The organism is Zhongshania sp. R06B22 (genome assembly GCF_040892595.1).
Lineage (GTDB): Bacteria > Pseudomonadota > Gammaproteobacteria > Pseudomonadales > Spongiibacteraceae > Spongiibacter > Spongiibacter arctica.
Genome location: NZ_JBFRYB010000001.1, coordinates 1,091,753 through 1,114,847 on the forward strand (window position 1 = coordinate 1,091,753; position 23,095 = coordinate 1,114,847).

18 protein-coding genes are annotated in these 23,095 nt (G+C 48.1%); 9 read left to right on the top strand and 9 right to left on the bottom strand.

Features of this window, described 5'->3' with window-relative positions; genetic code table 11:
- Positions 1–98 precede the first annotated feature (98 nt).
- The 5 genes from AB4875_RS04950 to AB4875_RS04970 all read right to left on the bottom strand — a co-directional run bounded on the left by AB4875_RS04950 (position 99) and on the right by AB4875_RS04970 (position 4,404).
- Positions 99–404 (bottom strand): ComEA family DNA-binding protein, encoded by a 306-nt coding sequence (locus AB4875_RS04950; RefSeq protein ID WP_368374943.1) that lies wholly within the window; start codon positions 402–404, stop codon positions 99–101.
- Positions 405–523: 119 nt separating this feature from the next.
- Entirely contained in the window at positions 524–1,582 is a 1,059-nt protein-coding gene (locus tag AB4875_RS04955) for a polyamine ABC transporter substrate-binding protein (RefSeq protein WP_368374944.1), read from the bottom strand.
- Positions 1,583–1,622: 40 nt separating this feature from the next.
- On the bottom strand, positions 1,623–2,405 hold the full coding sequence (locus AB4875_RS04960; protein ID WP_368374945.1) for an ABC transporter permease: 783 nt from the start codon (positions 2,403–2,405) through the stop codon (positions 1,623–1,625).
- On the bottom strand, positions 2,392–3,318 hold the full coding sequence (locus AB4875_RS04965) for an ABC transporter permease (protein WP_368374946.1): 927 nt from the start codon (positions 3,316–3,318) through the stop codon (positions 2,392–2,394). Before AB4875_RS04965 ends, AB4875_RS04960 begins: the two co-directional genes overlap by 14 nt.
- A gap of 3 nt (positions 3,319–3,321) precedes the next feature.
- Positions 3,322–4,404 carry an ABC transporter ATP-binding protein gene (locus AB4875_RS04970; RefSeq protein ID WP_368374947.1) on the bottom strand — a complete coding sequence of 361 codons (1,083 nt, stop codon included), beginning with the start codon at positions 4,402–4,404 and terminating at the stop codon, positions 3,322–3,324.
- Positions 4,405–4,618: 214 nt separating this feature from the next.
- Between AB4875_RS04970 and AB4875_RS04975 the strand changes: the two genes are divergently transcribed.
- Together AB4875_RS04975 and AB4875_RS04980 are read left to right on the top strand one after the other, a co-directional pair.
- A complete protein-coding gene (locus AB4875_RS04975; protein WP_368374948.1) occupies positions 4,619–5,842 on the top strand; it encodes an argininosuccinate synthase in 1,224 nt (407 codons plus the stop codon).
- Positions 5,843–5,982: 140 nt separating this feature from the next.
- Positions 5,983–8,919: a choice-of-anchor I family protein gene (locus tag AB4875_RS04980; RefSeq protein WP_368374949.1), complete on the top strand. Its 2,937-nt coding sequence runs from the start codon at positions 5,983–5,985 to the stop codon at positions 8,917–8,919.
- An 80-nt stretch (positions 8,920–8,999) separates the two neighbouring features.
- Here the strand turns inward: AB4875_RS04980 and AB4875_RS04985 are convergent, their stop codons facing one another.
- Positions 9,000–9,542, bottom strand: a complete 543-nt coding sequence (locus AB4875_RS04985; protein ID WP_368374950.1) for a response regulator transcription factor — start codon at positions 9,540–9,542, stop codon at positions 9,000–9,002.
- Complete coding sequence (locus AB4875_RS04990) at positions 9,539–10,813, bottom strand: ATP-binding protein (protein WP_368374951.1); 1,275 nt, start codon at positions 10,811–10,813, stop codon at positions 9,539–9,541. Before AB4875_RS04990 ends, AB4875_RS04985 begins: the two co-directional genes overlap by 4 nt.
- A gap of 161 nt (positions 10,814–10,974) precedes the next feature.
- On the opposite strand from AB4875_RS04990, the gene AB4875_RS04995 reads away from it, so the two are divergent.
- From AB4875_RS04995 to AB4875_RS05005, 3 genes are all read left to right on the top strand, one after another.
- Positions 10,975–12,006: a transporter gene (locus tag AB4875_RS04995; protein ID WP_368374952.1), complete on the top strand. Its 1,032-nt coding sequence runs from the start codon at positions 10,975–10,977 to the stop codon at positions 12,004–12,006.
- Positions 12,007–12,104: 98 nt separating this feature from the next.
- Complete coding sequence (locus AB4875_RS05000) at positions 12,105–12,644, top strand: PepSY-associated TM helix domain-containing protein (RefSeq protein WP_368374953.1); 540 nt, start codon at positions 12,105–12,107, stop codon at positions 12,642–12,644.
- A gap of 432 nt (positions 12,645–13,076) precedes the next feature.
- Complete coding sequence (locus tag AB4875_RS05005) at positions 13,077–13,967, top strand: TIGR01777 family oxidoreductase (protein ID WP_368374954.1); 891 nt, start codon at positions 13,077–13,079, stop codon at positions 13,965–13,967.
- 380 nt (positions 13,968–14,347) lie between these two features.
- Here AB4875_RS05005 and AB4875_RS05010 read toward each other — a convergent pair whose 3' ends face one another.
- Positions 14,348–15,484 carry an FAD-dependent oxidoreductase gene (locus AB4875_RS05010; RefSeq protein WP_368374955.1) on the bottom strand — a complete coding sequence of 379 codons (1,137 nt, stop codon included), beginning with the start codon at positions 15,482–15,484 and terminating at the stop codon, positions 14,348–14,350.
- An 88-nt stretch (positions 15,485–15,572) separates the two neighbouring features.
- Positions 15,573–15,731: a hypothetical protein gene (locus tag AB4875_RS05015; protein ID WP_368374956.1), complete on the bottom strand. Its 159-nt coding sequence runs from the start codon at positions 15,729–15,731 to the stop codon at positions 15,573–15,575.
- A gap of 572 nt (positions 15,732–16,303) precedes the next feature.
- On the opposite strand from AB4875_RS05015, the gene AB4875_RS05020 reads away from it, so the two are divergent.
- The 4 genes from AB4875_RS05020 (at position 16,304) to AB4875_RS05035 (ending at position 23,078) form a co-directional block, all read left to right on the top strand.
- Entirely contained in the window at positions 16,304–16,834 is a 531-nt protein-coding gene (locus tag AB4875_RS05020) for a type 2 periplasmic-binding domain-containing protein (protein WP_368374957.1), read from the top strand.
- The gene (locus tag AB4875_RS05025) at positions 16,831–17,991 is read left to right on the top strand and encodes a hypothetical protein (RefSeq protein WP_368374958.1); all 1,161 of its coding nucleotides are present in this window, start codon (positions 16,831–16,833) and stop codon (positions 17,989–17,991) included. Before AB4875_RS05020 ends, AB4875_RS05025 begins: the two co-directional genes overlap by 4 nt.
- Before the next feature lie 2 nt (positions 17,992–17,993).
- Positions 17,994–20,843 carry a putative bifunctional diguanylate cyclase/phosphodiesterase gene (locus AB4875_RS05030; RefSeq protein WP_368374959.1) on the top strand — a complete coding sequence of 950 codons (2,850 nt, stop codon included), beginning with the start codon at positions 17,994–17,996 and terminating at the stop codon, positions 20,841–20,843.
- Between the two features lie 390 nt (positions 20,844–21,233).
- Positions 21,234–23,078 carry a DUF1302 domain-containing protein gene (locus AB4875_RS05035; protein ID WP_368374960.1) on the top strand — a complete coding sequence of 615 codons (1,845 nt, stop codon included), beginning with the start codon at positions 21,234–21,236 and terminating at the stop codon, positions 23,076–23,078.
- The last annotated feature ends 17 nt before the right edge of the window (positions 23,079–23,095 follow it).

A 23,095-nucleotide genomic window follows, 5' to 3' on the forward strand; every position in this document is an offset into this window, starting at 1 on the left:
GGAGGCGTGGGATCTTGCGAGGAATGCTACAGGAATTTGAGGGGGGTATAAACACCTGCCGCTCGGGCATGGCCGGTGTTTATGCCGGTCTCCTTGGATTACTTGGGGGGTGTTGCTGGTTTTTTACTGGCGAATGTTAATTCTTCGCCATTAGCGTTAATGATGCTGGCGCCCACGCCCGGCACGCTCAATAGATCTTGGGCGGAGCGAATGGGTCCATTTTCTTTGCGATAGCGAATAATGGCTTCCGCACGTTTGGGGCCAATCCCTTTCAATGTTTGTAGCTCTTTTGCGGTGGCGGTGTTGATATCCAGTGCATAAGCGACGTTGATAAAGGGGCCTAAAAGCATCAAAGCGAGCAAAAAAACGGGTGCGGCCAGTCGGCCGAATAGATATTTCATCATAAAATCCCTTTTCAAGATGAAGTTGTTGGGAGCACGTTTAAAGTGGACACACCGACTGGCATGCCCATTTAAAGCATAGAACATGTCGAAAATTATGCAAAGCCGCCCACTTGCTGGGCTTAGCGAACTTTGACCTCGGTCCACAGTTTATTGAGGAGTCGGCGTTGTTTGGCGTTGCGCGCAGCGACAGTTTCCAAGCCTTTCTGCACTTCCTCGTTGGGGAAGATTGCTGAGATTTTTAAAATCTCAGGCTCGATAAAGGGCGTTGCTGCTGCGTTTGGGTTGCCCGTGCCAACCACGTTAGTTAATTCAGCGGCATTTTCTGGTGCCATCATGAAGTTTATAAATTGCAAGGCCAGCTCAGGGTCACGCGCTTTTTTAGGAATTACCATATTGTCCAGTGCCAAAACCGCACCTTGTTTAGGTAATACAAAGTTAACGCTAAAGTCACGACCGGCGTCAGCGGCGTCAGCGCGCGCTTGAAACATATCGCTGGAGTAACCGTGGGCAACCCAAATATTGCCAACGGTGAGCTCCTTGATGTAGCTAGACGAATTAAAAGCCGCCCAGTACGGCTTGGCTTTTAAAATTAGTGCCTGGGCCTCTTTGAGGTGTTTTTCGTCATTGTCGTTAATCGAGTAACCGAGGTACTTAAGCGCTGCCGCGAATAGCTCTTCCGAGTCATCCATTACCGTGACCTTGCCTTTGATTTTTTTCAACACGGCAGGATCAAAAATGATTGACCAGTCACTTGGGTCTATATCTAGCTCTGCTATCTTCTGCTCATTGTAGCCAATCAAGGTCGTGGTAAATGCATAAGGCAGTGAGTATATATTGCCGGGATCGTAGTCTTTATTTAGAAAACCCTTGGCGGTGTTGCCGATATTGCTCAGTTTGCTTTTATCTAATGGTAATAAGAAACCCTGTTTAACTAGCGCTTCGACTGCGTTTTGAGTGGGTATAACAACATCGTAGTCGCCAGCGCCGGCCAGTAATTTGGCCATCATTTCCTCGGTGGCAGAAAAATAATCCTGTACCACTTTACAGCCGCACTCGGCTTCAAAGCGGCTCACAGTATCTTCAGCGATATAGTCGTTCCAGTTAAATAAATGCAACGCTTTCTCGGCCATAGCAAATTGCGAAAGGCACAGCACAAAACAGCACAGTAACTTTTTCACGGTAGCATCCTTCTTCATGGTTGGGTAAAGGGGTATGGGCTTATTGTCTCAACACTATTGGTGAGATTCGGGAAAGCGCGGTGATAAGAATAAGCGTGACCAGCATTAGCAGGGTCGACACCGCGTTGACTTCAGGTGTGACAGCAATTTTCACCATCGAATAGATCTCCAGTGGCAAGGTTGAGCTGCCAACACCCGCAGTAAAAAACGTAATGACAAAATCGTCAATAGAAAGTGTAAATGCCATCATGCCCCCCGCAATGATGCCGGGCTTTAGCAGGGGTAGAGTAATGAGCCAAAAGGCTTGCAGTGGCGTTGCGCCAAGGTCGCGAGCTGCCTCAATGAGACTTTGATCCATGCCTGATAGCCGGGATTGCACGGCCAGTGCAACAAAGCCGATGCAAAAACTGACATGGGCAAGAATGATGGAAGTCATCCCCAAGGTCATGTTAAGCAGAATAAACATAAGTAGCAGGCTGACACCGATTAAAATGTCGGGCATTGCTATGGGGCCAAGGACTAGCGCCGACAGCCATTTCTGTCGGAAGCGATAAATAGCGAGGCCAGCCAAGGTGCCTAATATGGTTGCGATGAGGGCACTGATACTGGCGATGATGAGCGAGTTAGCAGCCGCGTGAAGAATGTCACCGTTTGCAAATAACTTTTGATACCACTTCCACGTAAACCCCACCCACTCGGCATTGAGTTTAGAGTCGTTAAATGAAAACACCACGACCACTATAAGTGGCAGGTACAAAAACAGGTAAACCAGGGTGCCAACGCTGCGCAGTATTTTGCTGGGATAGGCATTACTTTTTACCATTGCTCTCTCCCGGAGGGCGACCTAGCTTAGCGGCTAAAAGCACCAATAGCAGCGTGATCGCAGTCAGAACCAGCGAGAGTACGCTACCGAACGGCCAGTCCCGAGATTCTACAAATTGCTGTTTTATCACATTGCCAATCATGATTCCGTTGGTACCGCCGAGTAGATCGGGAATCGCAAAAATACCTAATGACGGGATAAATACCAGTACTGCGCCGGCGTAGATGCCGGGTAGTGATAATGGCCAAGTAATTAGCCAGAAGCATTTAAACCGATTGGCGCCGAGGTCTTGTGCCGCTTCCAATAGGCGATGGTCGTGTTTTTCTAGATTCGCGTACAAAGGCAAAATCATAAACGGAAGATGGACATAAACTAAGCAGGTTACGACGGCCGTGGTACTGAACATCAGGGTAATGGGTTCCATTCCCAGACTGCTTGTGAGGGTGTTCAATCCGATAGTAAGTGCGCCCTGCGGACTGAAAATAATCATCCATGCGTAAATCCGCACCAGAAAATTACTCCAGAAGGGGAGTATCACCAATAGTAGTAATAAGTCGCGGTAGCGTTTGTTACTGCGAGCAATCATTAGCGCTAGCGGGTAGGCCATTGCAAGGCAGATTAGGGTCGTGATCAGTGCGTAGCTGAGCGATTTTATCAGTAGGCTCAGATAAATATCAGACTCAAATAGGCGCTGCCAATTCTCTAGTGTGAAGTCGAGGGTAACGCCGCCATCTTCAATGTAATACCAAGGCGCTAGACCGCCGTACTCGCCGGGAAAGCGGAATGAAGCAAATAGCATCATCAGGCTGGGGACAGCGAAAAACAGCAGCAGATAAAGCCCCGGTGGCAGAGACAGTAAAGCGCGAGTAAGGCGATCGCCGCGGCTTATGGTCTTGGTGCTCAGTGTGTTCACCGGCTAAGGCACCAGATGGCCGGCGTCGGTGCGCCAGGCAATTTGAACGGCATCGCCGCTGTCGAAAAGGCGTGTGCGACCGGGTGCGTCATTGGCGAGCATGGCTTCAATTAAAACGCCGTTGGCCAGTTCAATGATATAGACCGTGACGTCGCCTAAATACAACATATCGTGGACGCGGCCATTGAACTGGGCTTCTCCGGCGGCAGCATCCAATTGTGCGGCCAAGCGAATCTTTTCAGGCCGCAGCGTGAGAGCGCAGGAATCCCCTGGCGAGAGTGTAATTTCAGGATTGGTGCAAGCGTCCAATTCACCTAGACCCTGGATTGAAATGCGCAGGTTTTGGTCGCCAACGCTGATGACTGTAGCATCAAGCAGATTGCAGTGACCGATAAAGTCCGCCACAAAGCGGTTATCTGGGCAGCTATAGAGTATGGAGGGCTCATCAATTTGACTTATTTCACCTTTATTCATTACCGCAATGCGGTGGGAGAGTGCCAGCGCCTCGCCTTGATCGTGGGTGACATAAACGAAGGTGATGCCCACTTCTTTTTGTAAATTGATAAGTTCGATCTGCATTTGTTCGCGCAGCTTAGCGTCCAGAGCTGACAGTGGCTCATCCAGCAGTAATAGTCGCGGCCGATTTACCAAGGCGCGGGCGATAGCAATACGCTGTTTCTGGCCCCCGGAGAGTTCGTCCGGGTAGTGATTAATCTTGTCAGGCAGTCGAACGTCTTCGAGGATGCTGCGGACCATTAAATCGATATCCGGCTTGGCTATATTGGCCATGCGCAGCGGAAAGCCGATATTTTCGGCAACGGTCATGTGGGGGAACAGGGCGTAGCTCTGGAAAACAGTATGTATTGGGCGCTGCTCAGGCGTCAGGGCGGTGATGGATTTACCGTCCAGCAAAATTTCGCCCTGGTCAGCTTGGTCGAAACCGGCAATGAGTCGTAATAGCGTGGTTTTACCGCAACCCGAGGGGCCGAGTAGAGTGAAAAACTCACCTGACTGAATGTGCAAATTCACTTTGTTTAAAGCCACAAAGTCGCCAAAACGGCGCGAAACATCAATGATTTCTAACACTGTTCGGTGGGCTTCCGTGGCGGATGGCAATGCGTGCTATTTTTTACGCTGATGATTGCCGCGTCAATAGTTATTATCTCTCTAATTTGGCTTGATTATGGGTATATTGCAGGTGTTTTAACGCGGCATGGCGCGGCGGCGCAAAGACCGGTAAAATGGCGCTCTTTTTCATCCCGCAGGCATGGCGTTTTGCGGGGCTTCAGCGGAGTGTGTAATGTCGGATATCAACAAGGTTGTGTTGGCCTATTCAGGTGGCCTCGATACCTCAGTTATTGTCAGGTGGCTGCAAGATACCTATAAGTGTGAGGTGGTAACGTTTACCGCCGATATAGGTCAAGGCGAGGAAGTTGAACCCGCCCGCGCCAAAGCCAAGGCACTTGGTGTGCAAGAAATCTATATTGATGACCTTCGTGAAGAGTACGTTCGTGATTTTGTCTACCCTATGTTTCGCGCTAATGCGATTTATGAGGGTGAGTATTTGCTGGGTACCTCTATTGCGCGGCCACTTATCGCTAAGCGACTGATTGAAATTGCCAACGAGACCGGTGCTGATGCAATTTCTCACGGTGCGACCGGTAAAGGGAATGACCAGGTCCGTTTTGAGCTGGGTGCATACTCATTGAAACCTGGTATTAAAGTGATTGCGCCTTGGCGCGAGTGGGACCTAACCTCACGTGAAACCTTGATGACATATTGTGCAGAGCGCAATATTCCAGTGGATTTTGCCGGCAAAACCAAAAAGTCGCCTTATTCAATGGACGCCAATTTACTTCATATTTCCTACGAAGGCGGCAAGCTGGAAGACCCATTCTGGGAGCCGGAAGAAGATATGTGGCGTTGGAGCGTAAGCCCAGAGGCGGCACCAGATACGCCGACCTATATTGAAATTGGTTATCAAAAAGGCGATCCGGTTACATTGAATGGTGAGGCATTGAGCCCGGCTACTATGTTGGAAACCCTGAATAAAATGGGTGGTGATAACGGTATCGGTCGTCTAGACCTCGTTGAAAACCGCTATGTGGGAATGAAGTCACGCGGTTGCTATGAAACACCGGGCGGCACCATTATGCTTCGTGCTCACCGGGCAATCGAGTCGATTACTTTAGATCGCGAAGCGGCGCATTTAAAAGATGAATTGATGCCTCGCTACGCCAAACTGATCTATAACGGCTATTGGTTCAGCCCCGAGCGTCGTATGCTGCAGGCTGCCATTGATGAGTCGCAGGATTTCGTCAACGGGATCGTTCGCCTGAAACTCTATAAGGGCAATGTGGTCGTAGTGGGTCGCAAGTCAGATAATTCCTTGTTTGATGAGGCGATTGCGACCTTTGAAGATGATGCTGGCGCATATAATCAAAAAGACGCAGAAGGCTTTATAAAGCTTAATGCCTTACGCTTGCGCATCGCAGCGAATAAGGGACGGTCTCAGCTGTCTTAGTGGCAAGTAGCAAAAAGGCGCGCGGTTGCGCCTTTTTGTTTTAATGACAAAGAAACAATGACGGCCGGATTGTCTGGCCACTATGCTTAAGCTCCGGCGCACGTTTGTGCTGACTGTATTTGCAAAATGGGACGCTATTGATGACTTTTTTTGAACCGCAGAATTCCACGCGCAGCATTAAGACGCTGTCGCTCGCCATAGGTATCGTGACGCTTGCGGCCTGCGGTGGTAGCAATAATAACTCGTCGGGATTCTCCGGTACTGAGCCGAATTCTAGGCAGTTTACTATCACTGAAAGTTTAGCAGCTGTGTCATTTGCTGGCGGTTCAACGCTAGATCTCACTGAGAACTTTGGCAGCGGCGCATTTCGCCCCATCGGCGAATCGAATAATGTGTTTTACACCATTAGCGATCGCGGCCCGACCATTGACTGTGCTGATAGCCAGGCAGCCATTGGGGTGAGTAATTTCTGCGGCGCCAATAGCGGTTCGATTTTTGCGATTCCGACTTATACCCCTAAGATTGTTAAGTGGCAGCTAAGTGGTGTCGGTACGCAATTGAAACTGGAGCAAACTGAAGTCATCACCTTAAAGGGTGATAGCAACGGGCAGGCTCTAAACGGCTTGCCAAATACGTTTAGTAATTCAAGTAATGAGAAAGCCTTTGGACCTGACGGCGCAGAGTTAGCGGCATCGGCAAATGGTATTGATCCAGAGGCCCTGGTCAAACTCGACAATGGAAAATATTGGATTGCCGAGGAAAATGGCCCAAGTCTGCTGCTTGCCGATGAAGATGGTCGAGTTCTGCAGCGACAAGTTCCGGCGGGAGAGGCCAATGACCTCGGCGGTGCAAATTACGTGGTTAGTGACAGTATTTTACCGGGTATTTTTTCCCGTCGTAAAACGGGTCGCGGAATCGAAGCCTTGGCGGTGACTCCAGATAATTTGTATTTGTATTTTATTATGCAGAGTCCGCTGGCGAATCCTGACAATGCGAGCGCCGACAGTTCTCGTATAGTGCGTATTGGTAAAATTGAGCTTAATAGCGATGGCACACCGAACGCGATGGTCGGCGAATATTTGTACCGTCTTGACCCGGCGTCGAATTTTGGAATCAAATCGACTAGCACTGGCGATCTAGATGGCAACGGCGATTTTCTCGATCAGAGTGTGGTTACTATTAATGAAGCCATTGCACTCGCTGAAGATTACCTAGTCGTCGTAGAGCAAGCGAAAACCATCAGCAAGTACTTCCGAATTAACCTTGCCAATGCCGATAATATTCTCGGTACTAACTTCGATTCTGTCGGTACTGTGCCGAGCTTGGAGCAACAGGAAAGCCCGGCTGACATCAAGTTTGCCACCAAGCAATTGGGCTTCGATTCACTTACTATGCCGCTGCCTAGCACTATCGATCCATTAGCTGAAAATATTGAAGCGATGGCCTTGCTGGATACTAACTTCGCAGTGCTGCTCAATGATAATCAGTACGGTATTTATGGTGATGCGAGTATTGCTGCCGTTGTGCCTATCGGCGCGTTTGTGGTGCAAACTGCAGCGCCAGTAGCACCGTCGCTAGATTATGCGGATTCCGCGTCTTATGCGCGTGACGATGTCATCAGTGGTGCCAATGCAGCCACCTCAGTGGCTACGGATAGCACTAACGGTCAGATGTTTGTGGTGAATAATCAGGCCAACGTCGTAGATGTTTGGGATATTTCGACCCCGCTTATACCGCCCACTAGCAGTAGCCAGCTAAACCTGGCGGACGCAGCGAATGATGCCGGCATTAGTATTGGCGCACCTAAATGGGTGGCGGTTGGCAATAATTATGTGGCGGTGGCGATTGATAATGCTAATCCCCAAGCCAATGGTATTGTTGCGCTATACGCCCTTGAAGACCTGAGCTTGGTCAGCACCTACAGCGTCGGTGCGGCCCCTAAAATGCTAGTGTTTGGGCTTTTGTCTAACCGCATTTTGGTAGCCAATGAGGGTATTCCCAGTGATGATTACAGCGTTGACCCGGTAGGTTCTGTCACCGTTATAGATATTGCAGATGGTGTTGACGTGCCAACGATCACCACCATCGGTTTTGAAGATTTTAATGTCGGCGGCAGTGAAACATTAGATGCTGGAGTGCGGATTTTTGGGGCCAATAACCCCTCGGTTGCCCAAGATTTAGAGCCGGAACATATTGCGGTCTCACTAGACAACAGAAAGCTGTTTGTGACATTGCAAGAAAATAATGCGGTGGCGGTTATCGATTTAGCTAGTCTGAGTATCGACCGCATTGTTGCCCTTGGAAGCAAAAACTTTGGCGTTGCCGGCAATGAGCTAGATGTAAATGATAATGGCAATATCGACATTCGCACATGGGATGGCGTTTATGGCTTGTATCAGCCAGATGGTATTTCCGCTTACCGCTTTGGTAATAAGAATTATTTTGTGACTGCGAATGAAGGTAAGGTAAGAGCGAACGCCGCGTATACTGAAGCGGTACGAGCGCAGGAGCTGGATGGCGTTGGCGGTAACCCCAGTATTGATACTGCGAATCCAAGCTTTTTGGCGGCGCAAGATAGCGATCAGTTAGGGCGCTTGTTTGCTAGCACTAAAGCGGGCGATACCGATGACGATGGTGACATTGATCAGATTTCCGCCTTCGGTGCACGTTCATTCTCGATATGGAATGAAGACGGAGAATTGATGTATGACTCTGGATCCGATCTAGCCAAAGTTACCCAAGCTATCGCGGCTAGTGGTTTTAATGACGGCGATCAGGGCAGCGATGAAAGTGGCGCTAAGCCCAAGGGTCTGGCCTTGCTGTCTAGCCTAAGCCGTATATACGCTTTTGTAAGTCTTGAGCGTACTGGCGGCATTGCGGTTTACGATATTACCTCGCCGCTGGGCGTGCAATTTGTTCAGTACGTCAATAAACGCGAGGGAGTGGCGGATGTTGGTGAGTACGGCGCAGATGGTATTACTGCCTTCTTCTTGGATGGCAGCGCCTATCTAGCGATCGCGAATGCGGAGACCGGGAATGTTCGAGTTATTCAGATTGACCCGGGCCTAACGCAGTAAGTTTATAGGTTTATGATATAGAAACCGCGCTGTTTTGCAGTGCGGTTTTTTTTGGTCTGAAGCATTCTATTTGCAGTGCTTTATGACTTTACGGGACGCTTTTGTAGCTTGCGTTGCAGGGTACGGCGGTGCATACCTAGTTGACGGGCGGTTTCAGAAATATTGCCGGCGTTCTCTGTTAGTACCCGCTGGATATGTTCCCACTCTATGCGATCCAGGGAAGGGGGGCTAAGGGTGTCGACCGGTGCATCGCTATTTAGTACATTGCCATCAAAAGCCGAGAGAATTTCCCTCGTTCCTGCGGGTTTTTGTAAATAATTTTCGGCACCCATTTTAATGGCATCTACCGTGGTGGCAATGCTGGAATAGCCGGTGAGAACAATCATGCGCAGTTGGGGGAAGCGCTGGCGCAACACCGGAATAAGACTAAGCCCTGAGCGTGTTTCCAGCTTTAAATCGATCACGGCCTTATCGGGCTTGAACTCGTCGCAGCGCAACAGTGCTTCATCTACGCTATGGGCGACAGCAACCACGTATCCCCGGCGCTCCAGTGAGCGGCTTAGAGTGGTGCCAAAGGTGACATCATCGTCAACTAATAAAAACTTTTCTCCACTGTGGCTCATACCTGCCTCTGTACTTTATTTAGCGGCAGCCGCAGCTCTACATGGCTGCCGCCGCCCTCGCGTTGCCGCCAGCTTAAGGTGCCGCCGTAGCGATTCGCGGTAGCGTTGCTGAGAAACAAACCTAAACCCCGCCCCTTACCTTTAGTGCTGACAAAAGCTTTGGTCAGCATGGCCGCTTGCTCTGGGTTAATACCGGGACCACGATCCTTAATAGCAAATATCAGCTCACTATTCGTGTGGTGTAGTTTCATGTGTATCTTATGAGGGCTGACATCGGCGGCATTGTTTAATAAATTGAGGATAGCTTGGGCAACGGTGCCGTCGAGATTCAGCTCGATGGCGGCGGTGTCATCGTCGATTGTGCTAAGGAGTTCGCAGTCTGGGCGTAAGATTTGCCAGTGCGCTATTAATTCCGCCACGTATTGTCCCGCGTTGACGGTGATAAATTCACCTTCGCTAAGGTCGCGAGCGGTGATGACCAATTTATTTAGAATGTGCTTGCACTGATCAATTTGTTGCTCAAGTAAATGAATGTCTCCGCCACTTTCTGGATCTTGCTGGTCGGCCAAATCTTGAAGTATCACTTTCATGGTTGAAAGTGGTGTGGCAAGTTCGTGGGCGGTCCCTGCAGCGAGGGTGGCAACCGCGAGCAATTGCTCATCCTGAAGTCGGTGTTCGCGGCTAAGTGCTAACTCGTTCTCGCGTTGGCGCAGCCGATGAGCCATTTTAAATACGAAATAGCTAATAAGGAGGGCGCTGACCAGAAAGCTCGCCCACATTCCCAATATGTGTGTGTTTGGCGCCATGCCGTGCTGGTGATGAAGTGGTGATACTGCCTCCAGGGGAATGAAGAAAAATAACAGTAAGCTATAGGACAAGGATGCCAGCGCGCTCAAGGTCCACGCGTAGGCCCATGGCAGTGTTGCTGCAGAAATACACAGGGGCACCAGCAAGTAAGAAATGAAGGGGTTGTTGGCGCCGCCAGAAAAATATAGCACGGCACTAAAACCAATAATGTCGACACACAGGTGGACGAATAACTCGATATCAGTCACCGGCCAACTGCGAAAACTACGCCACCAACTGAATAGTGCGAATACCGAAATGGCGCCGAGTAGCAGCTTGAGCATCACATAAGGGAGTAGCCAACCTAGCTGGGATTCAGCGTAGAGTACCGCGCCGAACTGCCCCGCAATCACGAGACTTCTAATAATGCAGAGGCCGCGCAGATTAGCGGTGTTCGGGTTTAGGTCGGTTTTTCGTAATGCCATGTCGGGTCGCAAATATATTCAGTGTGTTATCAAATTCCAAGTATACGCGTGTATTGTGAGCAGCGCCGGAACCTTGATGCGACACTTTGTCGCATCCTCCCAGCGGCACCTGCTTGTTACACTTGCCGTCCTTAATATCATTGACCAAAAAGGCACGCTGTATGCGTAAGACTCTCATTGTGATGACATTTCTTGCCTCGCCATCATTGTTGGCTCACGAATCTACTACTAGTGCGTCATTGGCGTCTGGAGCAATATCGCACGCGCCGCTCGGCGTGATGGGAGATCATACCCACAAGACCGGTGAGTGGATGTTTTCTTACCGCTATATGCGCATGGAGATGGATGGCAATCTTGACGGTAGCCAAACACGTTCTGCCAGCCAGATTACTGGCACCATGATGAATCCGGGGCCTTACATGGTGGCGCCGCGCAAAATGACCATGGATATGCATATGTTTGGGGCGATGTATGCACCAAATGACAAGGTCACTATGATGGTGATGCTGCCTTTACTCAAAAATGAAATGGACCATGTGACCCGGATGGGGGCGATGTTTACGACCGAGTCAGAGGGCGTGGGCGACGCAAAAGTCAGCGCTCTGGTCAATGTCTATCATTCGCTTGACCGGCGTCATCGCGTGCACCTCAACCTTGGCCTAAGCTTGCCCACCGGCTCAATTGATGAGCGCGACGACACCCCTGCCATGAGCAATGCCTTATTGCCTTACCCTATGCAGTTGGGCTCGGGCACCTATGACTTGTTACCGGGAATAACTTATCAAGCCTATTCGAGCCAGTATAATTGGGGCGCACAGTTAATGGTGACTCATCGTCTTTCGGAAAATGATAATGATTACACGCTGGGTGACAGATACGAGCTTAATACATGGTTGGCGCGCAGCTGGTCGCCGTCGCTAAGCAGTTCGCTGCGCCTTAAGCACAGCAGCTGGGACAATATCGAAGGCCGCAACCCTGAATTAAATCCCATGATGGTGCCTACCGCCGATCCTAGCGCACAAGGTGGTGAGCGCAGTGATATAGCCATTGGTGCAAATTACTTGTTCACCGCTGGTAGCTTGAAGGGCCAGCGCTTGGCGCTGGAATACAGTGTGCCGTTTTATCAGGAATTGGATGGCCCGCAAATGGACGTTCAGTCGACACTAAATATTGGCTGGCAATACGCATTTTAAACCAGTTTTCGCGGTAAATTTGTTGCGAGGTATGGGTGCAACTAGGCGAGTAAACAGCGATAATTCAAGGCTATTTTCATTGCTGAGGGTATCGCCTGATGTCGCGCAAACTATTTGTATCTATTCATCTGTACCTAGCAGCTTTTTTCTCACCTATCGTTATTATTATGGCGGTGTCAGGTGGATTGTATCTACTTGATTATAAGGGCGAGACAAGCCGTACGGTGCTTGGGCAAATTACTGGCGCGCGCCTTGATGCTGACAGTGAGACACTCGAAGCCGATGTGGCTGCCTTATTAGCTTCCCTAAATATCGAAACCCGGGTTGAAGAGGTGCGCGCGCGCGGTGACAGCTTTAATACCCGTCCTTCAAGTCGAGTAAATTATACCTTGAGACAAACAGATACTGGTGTCGAGGTTGAAGAGCTTAATCCTAATTTGCAGGCCATTATGATGGAGCTCCATAAAGGCCATGGCCCTGCAATCTATGTGGTGCTACAGAGAATATTTGCGCTGGGCTTGGTGTTGATTATGCTGAGTGGTTTGTACTTGGGGTGGATGTCCCCCATGTATAGAGGCAAAACTCTGTTACTCAGCGGACTTGGCGTGTTGGTATTTTTCTCCTTAGTGTTGATTTAGTTGCTAAGCAATACCGGTCTAGATTCACTAATGACCTGCGCAGCCCCAGTGCAGGCTCCATAAGCTTAGGGCGCGCCAGGGGCTTATTTTTCACCTTCATGCTTTCTCTAGTTTGAGGGTGAACACAAATAATGCCGCCTGTCGTCCCGCAGCCCTCTTTCAATATGTTTCTTATTTTAATGCCTCGGTATTTTAATCTGCTAGGCTATCTATAGACCGCTGGATCCGTCTAAGCATAGATCCGGCAGGGATATTTTTAAACGTTTAAATATCCAATTACCGCCTATCTACGTACTGGAACGAGCGAAGTCTTCAGCGATTGTGGCAGTCAGTAGTCTGCACACAATAAAGAGGTATATATCGCGTTTCTAGAAACATTGAGTGCAGCTAAGTCAGATAGCGGTGGCTATACGCTCACACGGGAGGAGTGTGATGAAGGTATTAATAACAGGCGGAACAGGCTTGATCGGATCCGCATTGATAAGCAGTGCAGTGGGTTTTGAATTTACGGTGCTTACTCGGTCTATTGCTAAGGCAAAATCGATTCTGCCTGCGTCGGTGAAATATATAGACTCCCTCGCTAAGCTTCACAATTTAGATGGATTTGACGCTGTTATTAACCTCGCCGGTGAGCCCATCATTGGTAAGCGCTGGAGTGAGCAGCAAAAAGACCAGATCTGCCAAAGTCGCTGGCAGACTACTGAGGAGTTGGTTCAACTATTTGCTCACAGCAAGATGCCGCCCAAGGTCTTTATCAGTGGTTCCGCCATTGGAGTGTATGGAGACCGGGGGGATGAGTCCTTAACGGAAGTGTCTTCTATTGCAGAACGAGATTTCTCTACTATGCTATGCCAGCGCTGGGAGACTATCGCCAAGCAGGCAGAGCCTTATACTCGGGTGGTTTTACTTAGAACCGGTATTGTCTTATCGGCGCAGGGGGGAGCATTGGCAAAGATGCTGCTGCCTTTTAAGTGTGGTTTGGGTGGACGTATTAGTACTGGGCAGCAATATATGGCGTGGATTCATTATCGCGATCACATCAACGCTATCCACTTTCTGCTAAACGAAACTAATATTTCCGGGCCGGTAAACCTGGTTGCGCCGAATGCTGAAAAGAACATGGTTTTCACTCAAGTACTCGCCAAGACTTTACATCGTATGGCGATTTTCCCCATGCCTAAAATAGTCTTACGCGTGTTGTTGGGGGAGGCCTCAAGTCTGCTTCTGGATAGTCAAAAAGTATTACCGCAGACCTTGTTGAACCGAGGCTTTGTTTTTAAATTTAATAAGTTAAAACCAGCGTTGCTGGATTTAGTGGGCTAGAGCGATATGGAGCTGGCGCAAGAAGGCCGGAATTAAGCTCAATAATAGAACGTTTTTTTCTGAGCACATTACTAATTTTGGAAAATAAAGCCGATGAATGTTGAATTATGTTCCGATATAAGGGGAGAGTTATGAATGATAAATCGGCTCGACTGCCATGTAGGGGTTGTATGAGTAGCTGCATAAATTATGAAATTTGCGATGGCCGCCTATGGCGGATGGGCCTAGGAAATAATGTTTCCAATAAAACTGCTACGGATAAATCAGGGGATGCCGAAAAAGGGAAAAAGGCGGCACAGTAAACAGTGCCTCATCCACCGACGCCCATGATCGCGCAGGTTTAAGTGATTGATACAAGATGTTGGCTAATATCTTCGCTATCAATTCAAGTCAGAAAATTTTGCCATAAAGCGTCGATCTATGGCGTCTTTCCATAGCCACACCCAGCGCCCGTGTATGGCTGGCCAGAATCGTCGATGGGCGATGGCGTCTTTATCGCCAAGGGCGAGTATCCCTAAAAAATGGCGCTGCGGACGATGTGATTCTAGGTGCTGATTTTTTAATTTATTCTGTAAATTTCGAAACAGTACGGGCCCTTGCCTAACAGCGAAAACGCCGGCGTGGGGCCTTGGGTGGTTGTATTGCTGGGCAATGTCTCCGGCGGCGAAAACAAAGTCATGGCTGCGAGATTGCAAGGTGTCATCGACGCTAATAAAACCGCGATTATCGGTCTCCAGTCCAGATGTCTTAGGCCATGCCGCGGCGTTGGCGTTCGTACACCAAAATATATGGTCACTTTTTATGCTCGGCATTGCATCGCAATGTATTGTGCCGAGACTTAATTTCGAAACATCACAGTTTGTCTTGAGTTGAATGTCTGCATTTGACAGTGCCGAGAGAACTCGATTACGAATACGCGACGGAAAATTTGATAATGGCTCCTCGCCGCGATATACCAGCTGCAGTTTTACTGGGACCTTAATGTCGGGGCGTTGAGATATAGCATACTGCATCGCTAAAACCAGCTCGACGCCGGCAGCACCGCCACCGACTACGGCGATAGATTTTTCCGTGCTGGCAGTGCTGAGTTCTTGCAGGGTATGTTGCCAGCGTGGGTAGAACTCACTGATAGGCTTTACCGCCGTAGAAAAATCCTTGGCGCCGGCAATATCCAAGTTAGGGGTGATGCCGCTGTTTATAGATAATAAGTCAAACTTGATGGGCTGTTCACTATCATCTACCTGTAGTTCTTTTTCCTTAAGATTGATCTCAGTCACACTGCCTTGAATAAACGTCGCACCAGCAAATTTACAGAGCCCGACCAAATCAATGTGAGCGTCTGGTACCGTGTAATGGCCGGCGACGAGGCCTGGCAGCATACCGGAGTAAGGGGTTTGTTGCTGGGAGGATATCAAGGTGATCTTTACACCTGCAAGTGGATTTAAGCCCCACAGCTTAAGGACAAAGACGTGAGCGTGACCACCGCCGATAAGAACCAACTCTTGCGACTTCCTCATTAGTTTGGCGTTTTCCATAAGCTTGTTTTTTCGGCCATAGTGAGTTTAAACAAATTCAGTGGCTTAAGGTCATACTAGCTTGCCTTGGCTAAATGCCTGCCATGGGCTTAATATTCACCACAGCGGCAATGTCCAAGACAGACAGTTTTACTGATTTTTCAATTCCTGCGTCATCAACGCGGCAGCGATAAGTATAAAGACGTATTGGTGTTGCCCGAATGATGAAACTCGCTATATTCACAGGCATTTACGCAATTATTTGTCGCCAGTGATAACAAGGAAATCTGCGACTAAACGACCCAATGCTAAGGGGGCGGCGGTGTTTTGTTCGGATAATCACCTATTGTCGTGACGGCGCCCGCCCAGCATCATAAAGCTTGTAGTGATAAAGGGCTATTGTCTTGATGTGACAAAAGCGTGCTTTTAGCAGAATTGTCTATACTGGAATTTAAGAGGTATTTTGGTGTCAAGGTCGCAGCTGGCATGGTGATGTTTTCGCAGAGCAAGCTAGCGCTGGGTAAAGTAAAACAAGGTCCGGACGAACTTATGTCTATATAGCGACGATCAGTCTGCAGCGAGAATATATTTTTTATTTCTTAAATTGTAATAAAAAAGATAGTATTTGACGCCTCGGGGAGCCATTGTGGGCCAGCTTTGAAAGGGATCTCTTTCTTTTATGTAAAGGCCGTCACGACGGGATGGAATCCTCAAGCGAGTAGCTGGAGATGAAATTCGCCAAATCTTTAAATGGTATGAATAGAAATTTTGATCAAGGCATCGACACGGAGTAGTTGTGTGAATGCCACTGCAGGAGCAGTTGTGAAAAATATCGAAACTTCAGCATGCGCTAAATCATGCAAGTCACAAGTAGCCCCCTTATTAATGTGTGCCTTATTGGCGTCATTTTCTTGCTATAACTACGCCGACGTTACCCTCACCGCCTTTAATGACGGCGATATCGTTGTCTTAACGCATGCAGATGTAAAGACTGGCGAACTTAATTTAAGTAATCTGAGGGCCATATTTTCAATACGTAAAAGAAGCTGGGATAACAAGATTCCGATAAAGGTCTATGTGCTTCCAGATAAAAGCGAAATTCATCAAAAGTTTTGTAAAACCATTCTCAAAGTATATCCCTATGTGCTTCGAGAGCAATGGGATAGGTTGATATTTAGTGGTACTGGGATACCGCCTACTACTGTCGATAGTGAAGATGAGCTGCGGGAAATGGTTGATGCGACCCCAGGCGCCATCGGATATGCCATTATCAATTCTCCTGCGCTTGCCTCAAATCTCGAAATCCGGTCGCCAACAGTCTCAGTTATTGAATCCGCAGGGAGTGCACAATGATGCCAATTATATTCAAACAATATCTTCGGAGCCTGGTGCTGGGAATAGTAGTTTTCTTTATATCCAGCGGGGCACTATCCCAGGAAGATAATGACTTGCAGTTTCACGGATTTCTATCGCAGGCCTATCTGCTAAGTAATGGTAATAATTTCTATGGAGACAGCCTGCGTGGGAGTACGGATTATAGAGAGATGGCCCTTACCAGCACCTGGCGGGTCACTCCTGCTTTAAATTTTGCTGGGCAATTAATAAGTCGAGACGCGGGAAGTGCCGACAACGGTGATGTGAATATAGACTTTCTTTTTGCCGATATTAAAGCCATAGAGAATGACATGTCTGGGCTGGGTTTTAGAATTGGGAGGGTGCGCAACGCCTACGGATTCTACAATGACACCCGCGATGTACTGTTTACCAGGCCAAGCATTTTAATGCCTCAAGCAGTCTACTTTGAAGGCAATGGCTTGCGTGAACTACTTTTTGCCAGCGATGGCGTGCAGCTTTATAGCTACTGGGATGCAGAAGAAAATTCAACGACATTCAATTTTACCATGGGGCGCAATAAGAGTCTTTCAGCAGATGTGCTTAAAAACCTATTTGGCCCCAGTGCAGCTATTATTCATACGGCAGAATTTAAAACGCCAATATTTGCGCAAATTCTTCACTCCAGGAATGGCGGCGATAGTAAGATAGCGTTTTCCATGCTTAATGTTCATCTAGACTTACGTTCTAGTTCTGCGGCCGTCGCCGATATCACGCTAGATGCCACTGGTTATGTTATCTCGGCACAGAAAAATATGGCTACTTGGACGCATACCGCCGAATACAGTTTGATCACTACGGATTTCCGAACGTCGCAAGGCGCTCAGACTACGGAGATTGAATCCGCTTATATACAAACACAGTATCGAGTGCGGCCAGATATTATCTTGACCGGCCGTTATGAGTACATTGTGCTTGACCGTGATCTACGCAATGAAACGGATAGCCATCATTTGGTAGTGGGTGCGCGGTGGACGCCAACACCAAATTGGATTATTGACGTTGATGTCTACGGCATAAGAGGTATCTCAGGCATACCCGGAGTTGATAATGCCAACAATATGCCGCTTGATCAGCGGACTGAAATTTTTGCTGTGATGCTAGGGTATCGTTTTTAGGAATGTTAAAGCGGATTCAAGATTTATTCGCGCAGCCTGCTAATTCTGCGGTTAGTTTTGGTCTGCAGCGAAAATTAAGTATCGTCCTTGTCTTAGGCATGACTTTGGTGATGGTTGCGCGCGGTTATATAAGTTTTGTGCAAATTGTTGATTCGCAGAGGGAAAAGATAGAGTCGGATTTGCTGAAGTTGGAAGAGACCTTTCTCGCTGTAAATGAGCGCTCTAGTAAAGAGCTGTTTCGGCTTGCCGACCAAAAAGTAATCCCGAGTGATGATGAAATCAGTAATGGCGACATTGCTGCTCCGTCACTGATGTCGGGAATTGAGTCAATATACTACATAAGTAATAGTGGGGCCATTTTAGGGAGGTCAGTGCAAGATGGATCTAGCATTCGCCCTAGTGAAAGCCAAATTTATGATGCAGCGAACACATTAAAAACTCGTCAGCGTCCGATTGCTACTTTAAGTTGTGTTTTTCAGTGTTTCCAGAGCGTGTTTATTCCTATCATTGCTGATGACGGGCGCGAACTCATTATCAATATTAATCGCTCCGCTACCCTACTCGTTCAAGATTTTTATGAAATTACTGGTGCTGATATTGCGTTATTCTCATTCGATCCGTCTAGCGATGTGCTGGCTGTAGAAAAGATTTATGCAGCCAGTAATGCTAAAGATGTTCGTTTAGTATTGATGGATATTCTAAATGAAAATAAATTCCCTTCATTAGGTAGCCATAGCTTTTTTGATTCGACGTTTAATGGATATTACAGCGCGCGATTCTTTCGGCTGAGCAATACTGATGGTGTTATTTCCTATGCGGCAGTTATAGAAGATCAAAGCCATATTAGACAGTTACTTAATCACGCAATTAAAAATATTGTATTTTCCGCTTCAATAACCCTCGCACTTATTATTCTGCTTATAAGTCTTGTTCTAAAGCCATCTCTCGATCGACTTATGATGCTGGCGAAGATTCTTCCTATGCTGCCGAGTGGGAAATTTAAAGGTGCGCGGGAAATTCTAGAGCAGCGAATAAGAAAGACAAAATTTTCCGATGAGATAGACGTCGTTCAGTATACCGTGGGTGAAGTCATTGAGTCCTTAGAGGAAATGAATGAAAGTGTTGATCAACATCGAAATCAACTTAGATCAAAGATTGAAGCTCTCACTGAGGCTCAGATTTTTAACGACCTCATATTAGATACTTCACCTCTTGTTGTAATAATCCATGATGGAAACGGAGAGATCCGTAACATCAATAAGTTAGGGCGAGATCTCAGCGGTTTGCGATCAAAAAATCCAGATAACGCGAATATAAATACCTGGGTTAGAAATGAGTATCGTAGTAAAACGCTGTCAGCTTCCCTGCATAATTTAAGTGATGTCGTTGGTAAAAAATTACAGGGACAAATGCCGTTTTTTACTGATGATGGTCGCAAGCTGTACTTTTTATGGACACACGCAAGCTTATACATCAACGCGGAGCCCCACATACTATCGATGGGTGTTGATATCACTGAGCGTAAAGAGGCAGCGGAGAGCTTGTATTGGTTAGGCCGGCATGATCGGATCACAGGTTTATTAAATCGCAGCAGTTTTATTGAGGCGGCGGGCGATACTATAGCAAAACACTGCGATCTAAACGTCATCGAGTTGGCCATGTTTGATGTCGATGATTTTGCTTCATTAAATGATCGTTTTGGTTTTGATTCAGGTGATCGGCTACTGAACGAATTGGCTGCGCATTTGGTCGTTACTCTGCCTCAGGATTGCATTGTTGGCAGCACTGGACCTGGTGAGTTCTGCGCGCTTATTCATCACAGGAAAGATTCGCAGGAAAGTGTTAAAGATCTGGGGCTCGAGAGATTGACACGTTACACCTTTATCAAGGACGTGGTGAAGGAAGAGGTTTGCATTTCTATTGTGGTTGCTAGCTACGATGATACTTTAAGTGGAATAGATGAGTTGATGTCTAATACGACTTCGACAATGGCAAAGGTGAAGCGCAAAGTTAGAGGTAGTTTGTATTGCGCAGCCGACTCGGATGATACTAGTCGGCAGTTGCGCCAAGAAAAATATCGCATGCGAGAGCAATTACAATCTGCGCTGAGTAATAATCGCCTAGTTCTTTTTTATCAACCGATTTTGGATTTGAATACCAATAGTATTAGTCATTGCGAATGTTTAGTGCGAATGCTGGATGATGAGGGGGAGTTTATTTCGCCAGTTCATTTTTTGGGTATAGCTGCTGAATCTGGGTTAATGCCGCAGTTGGATTTTTCTGTTATGGAAAAAGCGATGCGGCAGCAGCGTATTTGGGAGGACGCAGGTATCGATGTTGGCTTAAGTATTAACATTACGGCAATTACTTTGGAGCAAGTTGACTTTGAAACGCGTCTCGCCGACGTTATTACACGTACTGGTGCTAACCCGATTCGCCTTATCTTTGAAGTTCTAGAGACTGATGCCCTAGAGAACTTAGGGCAAGCTCAGCGTCTACTCAATAACTTTAGGAAAGTCGGCGCGAAAGTGGCTCTCGATGACTTTGGGATTGGTTTTACGTCGTTTCAGTATGTGCGGGAATTGCCGGTAGATTACATAAAGATAGACCAGTCATTTATCCGATTTATTCATGAGCGTGAAAGCGATCAGGTTCTGGTTAAGTCGATGGTAGAGATGAGCCATAATCTCGGTAAAAAAGTCATTGTGGAGGGTGTGGAGACCCTTCAGGCGCTTGAGATTGTTCGCGATCTCGGTGTGGAGTGTGTGCAGGGATATTATGTGTGCAGGCCTATGCCGATTAGCGCCCTTGACCTTTCCCTGTCAATTCGTGATTTTGAGCCATCGTCCTAATGTTAGTATTCCGTCTTCGCAACTAGGCATTTCACCGCTTCGCTATCACCTGGCCACTTGATGGCTTGTTCATCATTGAGAGCCTCCTGCCAAGGGCCATGATCGGCCGAAAAGGCTTCGGGTCACGGTATGGTTTATGAGTGCATCTCAGCTAAATATTCTCACCTTGATTGGTAAGTAAACGGACAGGCAGACGGCCCTACTTGATATAAATCAAAATTGGTCTTAATTCTTTTTTTTATTTCTGTCTCGCCATGCAGGTTTTCCAAAGCTGACTATACTTACCGAAAGTTGTCCCCCCTAGGGTATGAGTTCCTAGCGTCTTCGGAGCCATAACACTCGCGTCCTGGGGGTTTAGCGGGTTCGATACAGTAAGTTGAGGAAGCAAGTATGGTGTACTCACGAAGTGATAAAAATCATGCATTGAATCTGGTATTGGGAGCGCTGACAGTTGGGCTCACGATGCCGGCACATGCGGTCAATTTCACGTGGGGCGATATCGAGGGTACTTTCACCTCGAACTTTTCGGTCGGGGCTAGCATGCGAACGGAAGAGGCCGAAAACGATTACTTGAGCCCTGGTAATACCAATGGTGAGGGGCGCGCCTCTGTCAGTACGACCGATGATGGCAACCTAAACTATGACAAGGGCGATTTTTACTCAATGCTCTTTAAGGGCGTTCACGATCTTGACCTCAATGCCGGTAACTACGGTGCATTTACCCGTCTTAAATACTGGTATGACTACGCCCTGACGCAGGACGTCGATCACGGCCATGTTGCTAATAACTATACAGCCGGTAGCTCCTTAGAGACGTCTGGATTTGAGAATCTCGCGCAGGACTCTGGCGCGGAGTTTTTGGATTATTACGTCTATGGTAGTTTTGACTTAGCTAGCGTTCCCTTAGAACTTCGCGCCGGTAATATGGTGCTGAGCTGGGGGGAGAGCACCTTCATCCAAAATGGCATTAATACCATCAACCCCTTCGATGTTACGGCTTTGAACCGCCCCGGCGCCGAAATCAAAGAGGCCTTACTGCCGGTGGGTATGGTTTATGCCAACGCCGGTCTCACCGCCAATTTAAGCTTGGAATTGTTTTACCAATACAAATGGGATCGCACCGTATTAGATGAGTGCGGCACTTACTGGAGCAGTGCCGACGTCTACGGCGGAGGTTGTGACAAACTAACCTTGTCGACGGCGGCTCCAGATGGCGCGCAAATCGGCGCTGGCGCCTTTATGTCGCGGGCGGCTGATGTTGAGGCGTCTGACTCTGGACAGTGGGGGCTTGCTGCACATTATTTCGTTGACTCACTAAATTCTGCGGAACTCGGTGCGTACTATATTAATTATCACAGCCGTACGCCGATCTTAAGCGGGGTGAATGCGACCTCTTTTGCGCCAACAGGTCAGCCAATCGATCCTAAGTACTTCTTCGAATTTCCTGAAGATATAGAAGTGTTCGGGGTGAGTATTGCCACCAATGTTGGCTTGTGGGCAGTCTCTGGTGAAATCAGCTATCGTCCCGAGTATCCGCTGCAGATCAATTCGGTTGAGGTGAGTCAGGTCGTGGCATTGGGAGCACTCAATGAGTGGTCAACCCTCAGGGCGCGAGGCGCTGCCGCTGGCCCTGGCGGGGTAGTACAGGGATATGACAATGTTGAATTCACTCAGGCACAAATGACCTTCATCCGCTTCTTCGACCAAGTTCTGGGCGCGAACCGCTTGTCCTTCGCTGCCGAGATCGGTGCCGATTTCTTGGGCGGTATGGACGACGCGCAAAATTACGGTCGCTCAGGCACCTTTGGTATCGGTTATTTTGAACCCTTCGATAGCCAGTTGGCGGGTCCTGTTCCAGGCTTAAGAGTGACCTGTTCTTCGCACGCCATCTTAGGTTTACAGGGAATAGTGCCCAACACCCAAGCTCAGAATTGCACCAGCGATGGTTTTACCGAGGATTTTTCTTGGGGTTACCGTATGCGCGCCGGACTGGACTACACCGATGCCTTTCTTGGGATCAATCTGACGCCCAATATAGCGTGGTCACATGACGTTAAAGGGTACTCGCCACAACCAAGTTTTATCGAAGGTCGCAAGGCTGCCAGCGTTGGTGTGACTGCGGATTATCTTAATACTTATAAAGCCGACTTTTCGTACACCAATTACTTTGGTGGCAAATACGATGACAAACAAGACCGTGATTTTGTTTCACTCAGTTTCTCCGTGGCATTTTGATAGGGCTGCCGGCCCCA

Excerpts from the sequence above, each read along its gene's own strand:
- AB4875_RS04950 (WP_368374943.1), bottom strand. The coding sequence starts at position 404 with ATGATGAAATATCTATTCGGCCGACTGGCCGCACCCGTTTTTTTGCTC.
- AB4875_RS04960 (WP_368374945.1), bottom strand. The coding sequence starts at position 2,405 with ATGGTAAAAAGTAATGCCTATCCCAGCAAAATACTGCGCAGCGTTGGC.
- AB4875_RS04975 (WP_368374948.1), top strand. The coding sequence starts at position 4,619 with ATGTCGGATATCAACAAGGTTGTGTTGGCCTATTCAGGTGGCCTCGAT.
- AB4875_RS04980 (WP_368374949.1), top strand. The coding sequence starts at position 5,983 with ATGACTTTTTTTGAACCGCAGAATTCCACGCGCAGCATTAAGACGCTG.
- AB4875_RS04985 (WP_368374950.1), bottom strand. The coding sequence starts at position 9,542 with ATGAGCCACAGTGGAGAAAAGTTTTTATTAGTTGACGATGATGTCACC.
- AB4875_RS04990 (WP_368374951.1), bottom strand. The coding sequence starts at position 10,813 with ATGGCATTACGAAAAACCGACCTAAACCCGAACACCGCTAATCTGCGC.
- AB4875_RS04995 (WP_368374952.1), top strand. The coding sequence starts at position 10,975 with ATGCGTAAGACTCTCATTGTGATGACATTTCTTGCCTCGCCATCATTG.
- AB4875_RS05000 (WP_368374953.1), top strand. The coding sequence starts at position 12,105 with ATGTCGCGCAAACTATTTGTATCTATTCATCTGTACCTAGCAGCTTTT.
- AB4875_RS05005 (WP_368374954.1), top strand. The coding sequence starts at position 13,077 with ATGAAGGTATTAATAACAGGCGGAACAGGCTTGATCGGATCCGCATTG.
- AB4875_RS05010 (WP_368374955.1), bottom strand. The coding sequence starts at position 15,484 with ATGAGGAAGTCGCAAGAGTTGGTTCTTATCGGCGGTGGTCACGCTCAC.
- AB4875_RS05015 (WP_368374956.1), bottom strand. The coding sequence starts at position 15,731 with ATGCCTGTGAATATAGCGAGTTTCATCATTCGGGCAACACCAATACGT.
- AB4875_RS05025 (WP_368374958.1), top strand. The coding sequence starts at position 16,831 with ATGATGCCAATTATATTCAAACAATATCTTCGGAGCCTGGTGCTGGGA.
- AB4875_RS05030 (WP_368374959.1), top strand. The coding sequence starts at position 17,994 with ATGTTAAAGCGGATTCAAGATTTATTCGCGCAGCCTGCTAATTCTGCG.
- AB4875_RS05035 (WP_368374960.1), top strand. The coding sequence starts at position 21,234 with ATGGTGTACTCACGAAGTGATAAAAATCATGCATTGAATCTGGTATTG.